Here is a 14,757-nt window from a genome sequence, read left to right on the forward strand (position 1 = left end):
GCCACGAGTAAGGAAGTCGAACGTCTTGACGATCAACGAGAGCACCGAGACCGGATCGAACGCCAAGATTGTTGGGGGAGCTTCGGATACGGCGATCAAGTCGTCACTGCTGGACCGGCTGCTGGCCGGGGAGACGTACGCGCTGGCCTTCGGCGGACAGGGCGCGCAATGGCTGGGCGAGCTGGAGGAGATCGGGCGCGACAGCGCGCTCGAACCGGAACTGACCACCCTGGTGAACGAGGCCGCGGCCCTGCTGGAGCCGGTGGCGGCGCAGCTCTTGGTGGTGCGCCCGGTCGGCTTCGACCCGGTCGGGTGGATGCTGGAGGACGATCTCGCCGACCCGGACCAGGGGGAGGTGTCGGCCGCGCCGTCGGCGCAGGTGCTGCGGTCGGCCGCGGTCTCCATGCCCGGCGTGTTCCTGGCGCAGGTGGCGGCGCTGCGGGCGCTGCGGCTGCAGGGACTGGACCCGGCCGAGCACGCGCCGGTCGCGGTCGTCGGCCACTCGCAGGGCCTGCTGGCGGCGACGGCCGCGGAAGCGCACGGCGCGCGCGACGCGGAGCTGCTGGCGCTGGCCCAGCTGATCGGCGCGGCGGCCACGCTGGTGGCGCGCCGCCGCAAACTGATTCCGGTGGGCGAGAAGTCGCCGATGGTCGCGGTGTCCAATGTCGACCCGGAGCAGCTGCGGGCCGTGGTGGCCGAGGTGTCGCGGGGTGTGGACCCGAATATCGCTGCCGTGGTGTCGATTCGGAACGGTCGGCGGCGAGCGGTGTTGTCCGGCACCGTATCCCAGCTGGACCGGGTGCGGCAGCGCTGCGCGCAGATCCACGACGAGCAGAGCCGCGACCGTGACGCCAAGAAGCGCGGCGGCGCGGTGTTCGCGCCGGTCTTCGAGGACGTCGACGTCGAGGTGGCCTTCCACCACCCGGCGCTGGCCGAGACCGTCGACCTGGTGAGCGGCTGGGCGCAGCAGTGCGGCCTCGACGCCGCCGCGGCCACGCAGCTGACCAGCGCGATCCTGGTCGACCCGGTGGACTGGGTGGAAATCGTCGACGGCGTGGTGGCCGCCGACGCGCACTGGATCCTCGACCTCGGCCCGGGCGACCTGCTGACCCGCCTGACCCAGGGTTCGCTGAAGGGCACCGGCGTCGGCGCGGTCCCCGTCGCGACCCGCCCCGGTCAGCGCAGCCTGTTCACCCCGGGCGCGGCGCCCGAGGTGGCCCCGGCGTGGTCGACGTTCGCGCCCCGGCCGGTGCGCCTGCCCAACGGCCGCGTCGTGGTCGAGACCTCCTTCACCCGCCTCACCGGGCGGTCACCGATCCTGCTGGCCGGCATGACCCCGACCACGGTCGACGCGAAAATCGTCGCGGCGGCGGCCAATGCGGGCCACTGGGCCGAACTCGCCGGTGGCGGCCAGGTGACCGAGCAGATCTTCGCCGACCGCGTCGCCGAGCTGAAGACGCTGCTGCAGCCCGGTCGCGCGGTGCAGTTCAACTCGCTGTTCCTCGACCCGTACCTGTGGAAGCTGCAGCTGGGCGGCAAGCGGCTGGTGCAGCGGGCCCGGTCCGCGGGCGCGCCGTTCGACGGCGTGATCGTCACCGCCGGCATCCCGGAACTGGACGAGGCCGTGGCGCTGATCGAGGAGCTCGCCGAGGTCGGCATCGGTCACGTCGCGTTCAAGCCCGGCACGGTCGCGCAGATCCGCGCGGTGCTGCGGATCGCCGACGCGGTCGGCGACTACCCGGTCATCATGCACATCGAGGGCGGCAAGGCCGGCGGGCACCACTCCTGGGAGGACCTCGACGACCTGCTGCTGGAGACCTATGCCGAGCTGCGCAACCGCGCCAACGTGGTGGTCTGCGTCGGCGGCGGCATCGGCACCCCGGAGCGCTCCACCGAGTACCTGACCGGCGAATGGTCTGTGGCACATGGCTATCCGGCGATGCCGCTGGACGGCGTGCTGGTCGGCACGGCCGCCATGGCGACCCTCGAGGCCACCACCGCGCCCGAGGTCAAGCAGCTGCTGGTCGACACCCCCGGCACCCCCGACTGGGTCGGCGCGGGCACCGCCTCCGGCGGAATGGCTTCCGGCCGTAGCCAATTGGGCGCCGACATCCACGAGATCGACAACGCGGCCTCGCGCACCGGCCGGCTGCTCGACGAGGTCGCGGGTGACGCCGACGCGGTCGCCGAGCGCCGCGCGGAGATCATCGAGGCGCTGAACCGCACGGCCAAGCCGTATTTCGGCGACGTCGCCACCATGACCTACCTGGAGTGGCTGGAGCGCTACGTCGAACTCGCGGTCGGGCTGGACCGCCGCAAGGACTTCGACTGCGGCAGCGACCTGGGCGAGGCCATCGCCGACGCCACGCGCTCGCGCTGGCTGGACATCACCTGGCGCGACCGGTTCGCGGAGATGGTGCGCCGCACCGAATCCCGGCTGCACCCGGCCGACCGCGGCGAGATCCCGACCCTGTTCGCCGACGACGAGGCCTTCGAGCAGCCGGTGCAGGCGATCTGCGCGCTGAAGGAGCGGTACCCGGCCGCCGCCGAGACCGTGCTGCACCCGGCCGACGTGCCGTTCTTCGTGTCGCTGTGCAAGACCCCGGGCAAGCCGGTGAACTTCGTCCCGGTCGTCGACCAGGACGTGCGCCGCTGGTGGCGGTCGGATTCGCTGTGGCAGGCCCACGATCCGCGCTACTCCGCCGATCAGGTGTGCGTCATCCCGGGCACCGTCGCCGTCGCCGGGATCACCCGCGTCGACGAGCCCGTCGGTGAGCTGCTGGACCGCTTCGAGCAGAACACCACCTTCGCGCTGATGCGCGACGGCGTCACGCCCAAGGCGGTCGACGGCCGCCGGCGCGTCGAGGTGGCCGCGGGCGCGATCGACATCGTGCTCGCCGCGCCGGACGTGCAGTGGGCCGGACGCACCACCGTCAACCCGATCCACCGCCTCGGCGAGCTGTCCGAGTGGACGATGAACGGCAAGGGCGCGGTGCACCCGCCGACCGGCGCGACCCTGAGCGCCACCGAGGGCCCGACCACCGACCACGCCTACGTCGAGCTGACCGTGCCGCTGCTGGGCCGCGACGCCGTGCGCATCCGGATCACCGTGCCCGCCTCGGTCTACAACGGCGGCGCGCCCGTCGTCACCGAGGAGGACGCGGAAACCGCCATGGCCGCGCTGCTGGCGGTGGCCGCCGGACAGGCGCTGCCCGAGGTCAAGTCCGCCGACGGCACCCACGTCGCGCACGTCAACACGGCCTGGACCCCGGATCTGATCGCCGACCACGCGGGCGTCACCGGCTCCGGCCTGCCGGCCACCCTGAGCACCATCGGCCGCACCGTGCCCGACGTGCTGGTCGGCGCCTGCTGGCCTGCCGTGTTCGCGGTGCTGGGCGCCACCCGCACCGAGGGCGGCAACCACAGCGTCATCGAGGGCATGCTGGATCTGGTACACCTCGACCACCGCATCGATCTGGTGCGCGAGCTGCCCGACAGCGCCGCGGTGCTCAGCGTGCGCGCCGAATCCGGCTCGGTGCTCGACACCGATCTGGGCCGCGTCGTCGAGGTGACCGTCACCGTCGGCGTGATGCGCGACCACGGCCTCGAGACCCCGACCGTGGCAACCCTGGTGGAGCGCTTCGCCATTCGCGGCCGCACCGGCGAGGGCGAACTCACCGATCCGCCACGCGCCGCGGGCACCGTCTCCGACGCCGCCATCGACACGCCGCGTCGCCGCCGCCGCGACCTGACCATGGTCGCCCCGCGCGCCATGGCCGCCTTCGCCGCGGTGTCCGGCGACCACAACCCGATCCACACCAGCGACAACGCCGCCAAGCTGGCCGGTCTGGGCAACCCGATCGTGCACGGCATGTGGCTGTCGGCCGCCGCGCAGCACGCGGTGTCGGCCGTCGACCCCGAATCCCCGGTTCCCGCACGGACTCTCACCGCCTGGACCACCCGGTTCCTCGGCATGGTCCGGCCGGGCGCCGAGATCGACGTGCGGGTCGAGCGGGTCGCGGTCGACCGGGGCAGCGAGATCGTCGAGGTGTCCTGCCGCGCCGGCGGCGACCTGGTGATGACCGCGACCGGCCGCCTCGCCGCGCCCAAGACCGTCTACGCCTTCCCCGGTCAGGGCATCCAGTCCAAGGGGATGGGCCTGGATGCTCGTTCGCGCTCCAAGGCGGCCAAGGAGGTGTGGGACCGCGCCGACAAGCACACCCGCGAGGCGCTGGGCTTCTCCATCCTCGCCGTGGTGCGCGACAACCCCACCTACCTCAAGGCCCGCGGCGTGGAATACCGCCACCCGCAAGGCGTTCTGCACCTGACCCAGTTCACCCAGGTCGCGATGGCCACCCTGGGCGTCGCCCAGGTGGCGGAGCTGCGGGAGGCCGGCGCGTTCGTCGAGGGCGCGATGCTGGCCGGGCACTCGGTCGGTGAGTACAACGCGCTCGCCGCGGTCGCCGGGGTGCTGCCGCTGGAAGCGGTGCTGGAGGTGGTCTTCCAGCGCGGCTCCGCGATGCACGAGCTGGTGCCGCGGGATGCCAAGGGCCGCAGCGACTATCGGATGGCCGCCATCCGCCCGTCGCAGATCGGCCTGCCCGACGCCGAGGTCGTCGACTTCGTCGGCAGCGTGTCCGAGCGGGCCGGGGAATTCCTCGAGGTCGTCAACCTGAACCTGCGCGGCTCGCAGTACGCGATCGCCGGCACGGTCAAGGGCCTCGAGGAGCTGGAGGCCGAGATCGAGCGCCGCCGTGCGGAATTCGGCGGCAAGCGGGCCTTCGTGCTGGTGCCCGGCATCGACGTGCCGTTCCACTCGACCGTGCTGCGCAAGGGCGTGCCCGAGTTCCGGCACAAGCTCGAGGACCTGCTGCCGGAGAACCTGCACCCGGAAGTCCTTGCCGGACGCTACATTCCGAACCTGGTGCCGCGGCCGTTCTCGCTCGAGCGCGAGTTCATCGCCGAGATCGCCGACCTGGTGCCCTCCGAGCCGCTGGCCCAGGTGCTGGCGAACTGGGAGGACTGGTCCGCGCGCCCGACCGAGCTGTGCCGCGTGGTGCTGATCGAGCTGCTGGCCTGGCAGTTCGCCAGCCCGGTGCGCTGGATCGAGACCCAGGACCTGCTGTTCGGCGACCCGGCCGAGGGCGGCCTGGGCGTGGAGCGCTTCGTCGAGATCGGCCTGGCCGCCACCCCGACCGTGGCGAACCTGGCCACCAACACCCTCAAGCTGCCGCAGTTCGCCACCGCCAAGGTCGAGGTGCTCAACATCGAGCGCGAGTCCGGCGTGGTGTACTCCACCGACACCGACCCGGCTCCTGTGGAGGAGCCGGAAGAGATTGTGGCCGAACAGGCTTCGGCCACTGCCGCCGCTCCGGCCGCCGCGGCCCCCGCCCCGGCTCCGGCCTCCGGCGGCCCCCGCCCGGACGACATCCCGTTCACCGCCGCCGACGCCACCCGCGTGCTGATCGCCCTGTGGACCAAGCTGCGGCTGGACCAGATCGGCCCGGTGGACACCATCGAGAGCCTGTGCGACGGCGTCTCCTCGCGGCGCAACCAGCTGCTGGTCGACCTCGGCTCGGAGCTGTCGCTGGGCGCCATCGACGGCGCCGCCGACGCCGACATGGGCGCGCTCTCCGCGACCGTGGAGCGGCTGGCCCGCACCTACAAGCCGTTCGGCTCGGTGCTGTCCGACGCCATCGGCGACCACCTGCGCAAGGTGTTCGGCCCCTCCGGCAAGCGCCCGGCGGCCATCGCCGACCGCGTGAAGAAGGTGTGGGAACTCGGCGACGGCTGGGCCCACCACGTCACCGCCGAGGTGTCGCTCGGCACCCGCGAAGGTGCCAGCGTGCGCGGCGGCGACCTGGGCGGCCTGGTCTCGGGTGCGCTCGGCGACGGTGCCGCGGTGGACGCCGCGATCGATGCCGCCGTGCAGTCGGTGGCGGCGCGGCGCGGGGTCAGCGTCTCGCTGCCCGCCGCGGGTGGCGGCGGCGGTGCGACCGTCGACGCCGCCGCGCTGGGCGAGTTCACCGAGCAGATCACCGGCCGCGAGGGCGTGCTGGCCACGGCGGCCCGGGTGGTGCTCGAGCAGCTGGGTCTCAGCGAGCGGGTGTCCGCGCCCGAGGCCTCCGACGACTCGCTGGTCGACCTGGTGTCGGCCGAATTGGGTTCGGACTGGCCGCGATTGGTCGCCCCGGCCTTCGACGGCCGCAAGGCGGTGCTGATCGACGACCGCTGGGCCACCGCCCGCGAGGATCTGGCGCGGCTGTGGCTCGGCGACGATGCCGACCTCGCCGACCTGCCGGTCGACACCTTCGTCGGCGCCGGGGAAACCGTTGCGGCGCAGGCCGACTGGTGGCGGCAGCGGGCCCGGTCCGAGGCGCGTTCGGTGCTCGCCGGCGTCTACGAGCGGATCGCCGCGGCGGCGCTGGACACCGAGCAGGCCGGTACCTGGTCCTCGGATGTCGCCGTGATCACCGGCGCCAGCAAGGGTTCCATCGCGGCCGCGGCCGCCGGGCGCCTGCTGGGTGGCGGCGCGACCGTCATCGTCACCACCTCCAAGCTCGACGACCACCGGCTGGGCTTCTACAAGCAGCTCTACCGCGAGCACGCCCGGCACGGCGCGGCGCTGTGGGTGGTGCCCGCCAACATGGCGTCCTACGCCGACGTCGACGCCCTGATCGACTGGGTCGGCAACGAGCAGACCGACAACGCCGGTGGCGCGAAGGTTCTCGTCAAGCCGGCGATGACGCCGACGCTGCTGCTGCCGTTCGCGGCGCCGCGGGTGGCGGGCGACCTGGCCGACGCCGGCGCCCGCGCCGAGATGGAGATGCGGGTGCTGCTGTGGTCGGTGGAGCGCCTGATCGGCGGCCTGTCCGGTCTCGGCGCGGATCACGACGTGGACGCGAAACTGCATGTGGTGCTGCCGGGTTCGCCCAACCGCGGCATCTTCGGCGGTGACGGCGCCTACGGCGAGTCCAAGGCCGCGCTGGACGCCGTGGTCGCCAAGTGGCGGGTGGAGAAGTCGTGGTCGCAGCGGGTCACCCTGGTGCACGCGCTGATCGGCTGGGTGCGCGGCACCGGGCTGATGGGCCACAACGATCCGCTGGTCGCCGCGGTCGAGAAGGCCGGCGTGCAGACCTGGTCGACGACGGAGATCGCCGACGAGCTGCTCAAGTGGTGCACCAGCCGGGCCCGGGTGGTCACCTCCTCCGGCCCGCAGCAGATCGACCTGACCGGCGGCTTGGCCCGCGCCAAGCTGGATCTGCCCGCTCTGGCCAAGGAGGCGGAGAACGCCGAAACCGACTCCGCCGCAGCGGAAGCCGAGCCGGCCGAGCGAACCATCGCCGCCCTGCCCGCGCCGCCGACCCTGACCTCGGCGCTGCCGGTGCCCGAATGGGGTTCGGTCACCGCCGATCTCGCCGACATGGTGGTCATCGTCGGCGCCGGTGAGCTCGGCCCGTACGGCTCGGCGCGCACCCGCTTCGAGATGGAGGTCTCCGACGAGCTGTCGGCGGCCGGCGTGCTGGAGCTGGCGTGGACCACCGGCCTGGTGACCTGGGAGAACGACCCCAAGCCGGGCTGGTACGACACCGAAACCGGTGAGTACGTGGACGAGTCGGAGCTGGCCGAGCGCTACCACGACACGGTCGTGGAACGCTGCGGCGTGCGCCGCTACGGCGACGACGGTGCCATGCTCGACAACACCTCGCCGCTGCTGACCTCGGTGTTCCTCGACAAGGACCTGTCGTTCGTGGTGACCAGCGAGGCCGAGGCGCGCGCCTTCCAGGCCGCCGACCCGGAACACACCATCGTCGCGCCCGTCCCGGACTCCGGCGACTGGCAGGTGACCCGCCAGGCCGGCACCGAGATCCGGGTGCCGCGCAAGGCGAAGCTGTCGCGCACCGTCGGCGGCCAGATCCCGCAGGGCTGGGATCCCACCAAGTGGGGCATCTCGCCGGACATGGCCTCCTCGGTGGACCGGGTGGCGCTGTGGAACATCGTCTGCACCGTGGACGCGTTCCTGTCGGCCGGATTCAGCCCCGCCGAGCTGATGAGCTGGGTGCACCCCTCGCTGGTGGCCAACACCCAGGGCACCGGCATGGGCGGCATGTCCTCGATGCGGTCGCTGTACATCGACAACCTGCTCGGTGAGCCCCGCGCGAACGACATCCTGCAGGAAGCGCTGCCGAACGTCGCGCTGGCGCACGTGGTGCAGTCCTACATCGGCAGCTACGGCGGGATGATCCACCCGGTCGCGGCGTGCGCGACCGCGGCGGTGTCGGTCGAGGAGGGCGTGGACAAGATCCGGCTCGGTAAGGCCGAGGTCGTGGTCGCCGGCGGTTACGACGATCTCGGTATCGAGGGCATCGTCGGCTTCGGCGACATGTCGGCCACCGCCGACTCGGCCGCGATGAGCGCCAAGGGCATCAGCGACCGGTACTTCTCCCGGGCCAACGACCGCCGCCGCGGCGGATTCGTCGAATCCCAGGGCGGCGGAACGGTATTGCTGGCGCGCGGTGACATCGCGCTCGAGGCCGGACTGCCGGTGCTGGGCGTGGTGGCCTACGCGCAGTCGTTCGCCGACGGCGTGCACACCTCGATCCCGGCCCCCGGACTGGGTGCGCTGGGCGCGGGCCGGGGCGGCGCGCAGTCGCGGCTGGCGGCCGAGCTGCGCAAGCTGGGTGTCGGCGCGGACGACATCGCGGTGGTGTCCAAGCACGACACCTCCACGGCCGCAAACGATCCCAACGAGTCGGAGCTGCACGAGCGGCTCGCCGGGGCGCTGGGGCGGTCCGAGGGCGCGCCGCTGTTCGTGATCTCGCAGAAGTCGCTCACCGGGCACGCCAAGGGCGGCGCGGCGGCCTTCCAGCTGATCGGGCTGTGCCAGGTGCTCGAGCAGGGCGTGATCCCGCCGAACCGCAGCCTCGACTGTGTCGACGACAAGATGCGGGAGTACCCGCACCTGGTGTGGGCGCGCGAGCCGCTGCGGTTCGGAGATCGGTTCGCGCTCAAGGCCGGTCTGGTCACCTCGCTCGGCTTCGGGCACGTGTCCGGGCTGCTGGCGGTCGTGCACCCGCAGGCGTTCGTCGAGGCGATCGACCCGCAGCGGCGCGAGGAGTACCTGCGCCGGGCGCAGGAGCGTCAGCTGGCCGGCCGGCAGCGGTTCGTCGAGGCCATGTGCGGCGGCGCCCCGCTCTACGAGCGCCCCGCCGACCGCCGCCTCGGCGCCGACGGCACCCCGGCCGAGCAGATCCGCCGGCTCGAGGCCGACATGCTGCTCTCGCCGCAGGCCCGCCTGGCGCAGGACGGCACCTACATCACCGACGGCGGGCCCGCCTGCCGCTGACAACACAACGGAAACCGCTGCCGTGCAATCAATTTCGCGGCAGCGGTTCCGGTGTGCCCGTGCCCGACCGTCGAGACGACGATTCCCGCACGAGCCATCCCGCCCGGCCCGCCTCACGAGTTGTCGCGCCTGAGCGACGGACTCTCGTTGTCCCCGGGAAACGGCTGCGCCGCTGGTATGTTGCAGCCGGATCGGTGATCGCCGGCACGAGCGGCGGCCGCCGAGTTCACTGAATCAACGGCGGCGACGACGGTCGCCGCGGTGCACAGACGGTTGAGGAGCTGCGACGCTGTGACCATCTTGGGGATCGGGCTGGACCTGGTGACCATTTCCGACTTCGCCGACCAGTTGAAGCGAGCCGGGACCACCATGCTCCGGGAGAGCTTCACCGCGGGGGAGCGCCGCTACTGCGAGAGCAAGGGCACCGACCCCGCCCGCAGCTACGCGGCGCGCTGGGCGGCCAAGGAGGCGACGCTGAAGGCCTGGGCCTCATCGCGTTTCGCCCGCAGCCCGCAGATCGGCGACAACCCGTACCCGCTCATCGAGGTCGTCAACGACGCCTGGGGCCGCCCCAGCATCAAGCTGCACGGCCTCGCCGCGGAGTTCCTGCCCCGCGTCCGCGTCCACCTCTCCCTGACCCACGACGGCGACACCGCGGCCGCCATGGTGGTCCTGGAGGACCCGGGCGAGCTGGCGGACCTGATCAACTCCTGACCTCGGTCGCCCGGCACACCTGCCCCCTCCACCGCGGACGCCCCGTCGTCCCGGCACGCCTGCCCCGTCACCCAGGCGTGCCGGAATGACGGAAGGCGCTACTCCTCGCGCTGCCCGCCGGTGCGCGACTCCTTTTCCGCCACCAGCAGATACGCGACCATCAGCCGCTTGAGTTCGGCGACCGCGGCCTCGTGGCTGAGCCCGTCCTGCACCGAGAAGTTCATCATCGAGTACACGACGTGCACGAGGACCTGCGCCATCATCGACCGGCGGGCGCGGGGCGTGCGCGGCATCAGCGGCCGCAGCATCTGCTGCACCACCTCCGCGAACTCCTTCTCGTGGATGGCGCCGGTGGCCCGCGTGGACGGCGTGGACTGCATGGCCAGCCACACCTCGCGCCGCGACGGATCGGTCATCCACAGGTCGGCCAGGTGGTCGACGAGCTTGTTCATGTGCCGCAGCCAGTCCATCGAGGGGATCTCGCCGTGGAAGTCGGCGAGTTCCTGCGACACCGCCACCAGGTCTTGGCGGTTGAGTTCGCACACGATGACGTACTTGTTGGCGAAGAACTGGTACAGCGTGCCGATCGGCACCTCGGCCCGGGCCGCGACCTCTTCACAGGTGAACGACTCGAAGCCGACCTCCACCAGCAATTCCCGGGAGGCCTGCAGGAGGGCGTCGAATTTCCGCTTGCTGCGTTCCTGCGTGGGGCGCCGCCGCGGCATGAGTTCCCGCGGGTCGTCCTGCAACTCCAACGCGGGGTCCGCACGTCGGTTCGACCTCGTTGCCGTGCGCGCTTCCACCACCTCCCCAGGCTAGCGGTAGCGACACGCTGATGACACGCGGCAGCGCCGACTGCGGCCGGTTTGGTTGCCGTTCATAACCCATCCATACCCGATGTGGTGACGAACACATAATCGAGAAAGCACCCTTCGACCTGGCGGAAGGCTGACAGCAGTGGCTCGATCAGCGGTGACATTCGGCGTATCCACCGAGCGCGGGGCCGTGCAGGCGGTGGCGCTCCTCGGCGGCCGGGACAGCCTGCCCGAACGGATCCTGCACCACCGGACCCAGCAGATTCGCGGCACCGGCACCCACGATCTGGCGCGGGCGGTGGAGACCGCGCTGGAAGACCTGGACGCCGAGATCGGCGCCGACTACGAACCAACCGGCGCGGCCGTCACCTACCGCGACGCCACCGAGCGCCGCGCGATCGTCACGGGCCTCGCGTCCGGGCCGTGGCGCACGGCGTCGCTGGTGTCCGCCAAGTCCGCGCACCTGGCCCTGGCCCGCGCGATGACGTGGGTGGACGATTGCGACCATCTGGTCATCTGTGAGGTCGTGCCCGGCTACCAGGGCTTCTCGCTGATCTCCCCGGAGCGCGACCGGGTGATGGCGGGCCTGACCACGGCCGGCGGCACGATCACGCGCGAGACCATGCGCCCCGCGATCACGGCGGCGTGGGATCAGTTCGAGGCGGCCGGTATTCGGCCCGACGCGGTGGTGCTGATCGGTTCCGCGGCCGGCGACTCGGCCGTCACCTCGGCCTTGGGTTCGGGTTTCGGCGCGTCCGTGGTGCCGTGCAAGGTGGCCGCCGCGGGCGCCGCGATCGGTGCCGCGCTCGTCGCCCAGCCGGAGGACGCCGGCGCCGCCGCGCCCGTCACCCGCGGCCGCGTCTCGCGCGGCACCACGGCCGTCTTCGCGGCGGCGAGTGTGCTGGCCGGCGGACTCGTCGTCGGCGGGGTCTATCAGGTGAGCGGCAAGTCGCGCACGGAGGCCGCGCCGGCGCTCACCGACGCGCGCATCGCGGCGCAGAGCCACCGCACGTTCGCGCTCGCCGACCCCCGCTCCGCGTTCGAGGATCGCGACCAGCGGAGCGCCTCACCCGCCGCACCGGAGCCGGACGAGGCGGAGACGCCCACCGACGTGGTCACCGTCGACCCCGCCACCTTCGGCTGGGCGGGCGGCGATCGGCTCGCACTGTGGCAATCCGATTCCGACACCGTGGATTCCGTCGACGCGGATGCTTCCGAGTCCGACACCGCCGAGGCCGTGCCCGCCGGCTCGGCCCAGTCACTGTTGCGCCGTTCGGATGCCGAGCCCGGCGCGGGCCCGTCCTCGATGATCCCGGCCCCGACCGTCCGGGTCGGCGCACCCGACGGCGCACTGCTGTTCCCGGGCGAGAAGGCCCCGCCGCAGTTCGGCACCCACGAGTTCGGCCGGTGGTGGGACAACCACTGGCGCATGATGGCCCAGTGGGCGGCGGAGATGCTGCCCCGCGCCTGAGCGTCGCGAGACGCGACGACGGCCCGGGACGCGATGTCCCGGGCCGTCGCCGTCCGCAGGTGATTACACCGACAGGTCGCGGCGCAGCTTGGCGACGTGTCCGGTGGCGCGCACGTTGTACTGGGCCAGCGCGATCTTGCCGTCCTCGTCGACCAGGAAGGTCGAGCGGATCACGCCGGTGATCTTCTTGCCGTACATGGTCTTCTCGCCGTAGGCGCCCCACGCGGACAGCACCTCGCGGTCGATGTCGGACAGCAGCGGGAAGGTCAGCTTCTCGTTGTCGCGGAACTTGGCCAGCTTGGCCGGCTTGTCGGGGGAGATGCCGAGGACGTCGATGCCGGCGCCGCCGAGTTCGGCGAGGTTGTCGCGGAAGTCGCAGGCCTGCTTGGTGCACCCCGGCGTGCTGGCGGCGGGGTAGAAGTAGACGATCACCTTCCGGCCGCGGTAGTCGGCGAGGGACACCTCCTTGCCGTCGGCATCGGGGAGGGTGAACTCCGGCGCCGTATCGCCGGGCGTGAGTCGCTTCTCGGTCATGTCCAGCACCGTAATCGACGGAGGTGACAACGGCGACGACTTCCCGGCGGCGGATAGACTCGTCCCCTAGCGACGCACGCCGACCGACGACGAAATTTCAGGAGACACTTGTGGCGAAGGATACCGAGGGCATCGAGCGGGAGATCGAAGCCGCGCGCAATCGGCTCGCGAACACACTCGACGAACTCGCGGTCCGGGCGGACCCGCAGCGGATCGCCGACAACACCAAGAAGGCCGTGCTCGCGAAGTTCAACGAACCGAAGGTGAAGTACGGCCTGATCGGTGCGGGCGCGCTGGTCGCGCTGGTGGTGGCGGTCCGGATCTTCCGCCGCTGAAACCCCGGACAGACGACACCCGGTGTGGCCGCTCGCCACACCGGGTGTCGTGTTTGTGCGTATTCGCCGCTCTGGGGGCCGTTCAGACGGTCGGGCAGGCCATTCCGGTGCCGTCGGGGTCCAGGTGCGGGGAGTAGCCGGGCTCGCCACGGAACAGCGGCGCGCGACCCGCGGCGCGGGCCTCGTCGCAATTCTTGAATGTGCCGCCAGCCGAACCGGTCTGGGCCAGGCCCGCCGATCCGGTGGCGCCGATGGCATCGTCGATGCCGGAGGAGCCGGTTCCGGCCGAGCCGGAGGGTACGAAACCGTCGGCGGACGCCGTGGTGGAGAGAGTGATCGGCGCCGCGAGGGTGATCAGTCCCGCGCCGGCGGTCACGATTAGCCTGCGAACGTTCATGTATTCCTCGATGTCTGATGGGTCGACTGAGACGGGCCGGTCGGCTCTCCCCGCGGGGCCGGGCCGGGAACCGCCGAGTCTACTGTTCTGATGGCTCGCCCCGTTGTCAACTGGGCGGCCGAGAGCCGCTTACTCGCCCAGTCGCCGCCCGGTCACGTGTTCGGCCGGAACCTGCCCCATCCGCCCGGCCTCGAAATCCTCGATGGCCTCGATGATTTCGCTGCGGGAGTTCATCACGAACGGCCCGTACTGCACCACCGGTTCGCGGATCGGCTCGCCGCCGAGCAGCAGGACCTCCAGATCGCCGGACGGGGTGTGCTGGTGGTCGTCGGCGGTCAGGGTGATCGCGTCGCCGTGGCCGAACACCGCGAGCTGGCCCTCCGCCAGCGGGCGGCCCTCCGCGCCCGCCGTGCCGCTGCCCGACAGCACGTACGCCATCGCCGAGAAGTCTTGCGGCCAGGGCATTTCCAGGCGTCCGCCGGGGCTGATCGAGGCATGCGCGTAGGCGATCGGGGTGTAGGTGGAGCCGGGACCCGCGAATCCGCCGACCTCCCCGGCGATCAGACGCAGCAGCGCGCCGCCGTCGTGCGAGCTGAGCAGGGTGAGTTCGCTCGCACGCAGGTCCTGGTAGCGGGGCGGGGCCAGCTTCTGCGCGCGCGGCAGGTTCACCCACAGCTGGATGCCGTGGAAGACGCCGCCGGAAACGACCAGCTCCTCGGCGGGCAGTTCGTCGTGCAGGATGCCCGAGCCCGCGGTCATCCACTGGGTGTCGCCCTCGCTGATCACGCCGCCCCCGCCGTTCGAGTCGTGGTGCACCATGGTGCCGTCGAGCATGTAGGTGACCGTCTCGAAACCGCGGTGCGGATGCCACGGCGCGCCCTTGGCCTCGTACGGCTCGTAGGCGACCGGGCCCATCTGATCCAGCAGGATGAAGGGGTCGGCGTGGCGCAGTTCGGCGCTGGGGAAGGGCCGGCGCACCTCGAATCCGGCGCCCTCGCGCTGCCGGTGCGCGGTGCTGATCGTGCGGACCGGCCGCTGCCGCGCGGTGGCGTCCGGGCGCGACAGCCGCGGCAGGACCAGGATGTTCTCGACGGTGACGGCGGGCATCGGGTGCCTCCTCGCTGGTTGGTGTCCATGTCAACCAA

At 71.9% G+C, this 14,757-nt stretch carries 8 protein-coding genes; 4 read left to right on the plus strand and 4 right to left on the minus strand.

Annotated elements, in window-relative coordinates; translation table 11 throughout:
- Nucleotides 1–25 precede the first annotated feature (25 nt).
- Nucleotides 26–9,346, plus strand: a complete 9,321-nt coding sequence (locus IU476_RS10820; protein ID WP_195099147.1) for a type I polyketide synthase — start codon at nt 26–28, stop codon at nt 9,344–9,346.
- A 291-nt stretch (nt 9,347–9,637) separates the two neighbouring features.
- Entirely contained in the window at nt 9,638–10,060 is a 423-nt protein-coding gene (gene acpS / locus IU476_RS10825) for a holo-ACP synthase AcpS (RefSeq protein ID WP_195099149.1), read from the plus strand.
- A 98-nt stretch (nt 10,061–10,158) separates the two neighbouring features.
- On the opposite strand, the gene IU476_RS10830 is transcribed toward acpS, so the two are convergent.
- On the minus strand, nt 10,159–10,785 hold the full coding sequence (locus IU476_RS10830) for a TetR/AcrR family transcriptional regulator (protein ID WP_438944005.1): 627 nt from the start codon (nt 10,783–10,785) through the stop codon (nt 10,159–10,161).
- Between the two features lie 232 nt (nt 10,786–11,017).
- Here IU476_RS10830 and IU476_RS10835 point away from each other — a divergent pair, with 232 nt between their 5' ends.
- The gene (locus IU476_RS10835) at nt 11,018–12,346 is read left to right on the plus strand and encodes a DUF7159 family protein (RefSeq protein WP_195099151.1); all 1,329 of its coding nucleotides are present in this window, start codon (nt 11,018–11,020) and stop codon (nt 12,344–12,346) included.
- A 63-nt stretch (nt 12,347–12,409) separates the two neighbouring features.
- Here the strand turns inward: IU476_RS10835 and bcp are convergent, their stop codons facing one another.
- A complete protein-coding gene (bcp, locus tag IU476_RS10840; protein WP_195099153.1) occupies nt 12,410–12,880 on the minus strand; it encodes a thioredoxin-dependent thiol peroxidase in 471 nt (156 codons plus the stop codon).
- A gap of 110 nt (nt 12,881–12,990) precedes the next feature.
- Here bcp and IU476_RS10845 point away from each other — a divergent pair, with 110 nt between their 5' ends.
- Entirely contained in the window at nt 12,991–13,215 is a 225-nt protein-coding gene (locus IU476_RS10845; RefSeq protein WP_195099155.1) for a DUF3618 domain-containing protein, read from the plus strand.
- 82 nt (nt 13,216–13,297) lie between these two features.
- Here IU476_RS10845 and IU476_RS10850 read toward each other — a convergent pair whose 3' ends face one another.
- Both IU476_RS10850 and IU476_RS10855 read right to left on the minus strand, forming a co-directional pair.
- Nucleotides 13,298–13,612 carry an excalibur calcium-binding domain-containing protein gene (locus IU476_RS10850; RefSeq protein WP_195099158.1) on the minus strand — a complete coding sequence of 105 codons (315 nt, stop codon included), beginning with the start codon at nt 13,610–13,612 and terminating at the stop codon, nt 13,298–13,300.
- A 129-nt stretch (nt 13,613–13,741) separates the two neighbouring features.
- Nucleotides 13,742–14,719 carry a pirin family protein gene (locus tag IU476_RS10855; RefSeq protein WP_195099160.1) on the minus strand — a complete coding sequence of 326 codons (978 nt, stop codon included), beginning with the start codon at nt 14,717–14,719 and terminating at the stop codon, nt 13,742–13,744.
- Between the last annotated feature and the right edge of the window lie 38 nt (nt 14,720–14,757).

Source organism: Nocardia blacklockiae, assembly GCF_015477355.1.
Classification (GTDB): domain Bacteria; phylum Actinomycetota; class Actinomycetes; order Mycobacteriales; family Mycobacteriaceae; genus Nocardia; species Nocardia blacklockiae.

Coding starts and splice junctions, on each gene's coding strand:
- IU476_RS10850 (WP_195099158.1), bottom strand. CDS start 13,612: ATGAACGTTCGCAGGCTAATCGTGACCGCCGGCGCGGGACTGATCACC.
- IU476_RS10830 (WP_438944005.1), bottom strand. CDS start 10,785: ATGCCGCGGCGGCGCCCCACGCAGGAACGCAGCAAGCGGAAATTCGAC.
- bcp (WP_195099153.1), bottom strand. CDS start 12,880: ATGACCGAGAAGCGACTCACGCCCGGCGATACGGCGCCGGAGTTCACC.
- IU476_RS10855 (WP_195099160.1), bottom strand. CDS start 14,719: ATGCCCGCCGTCACCGTCGAGAACATCCTGGTCCTGCCGCGGCTGTCG.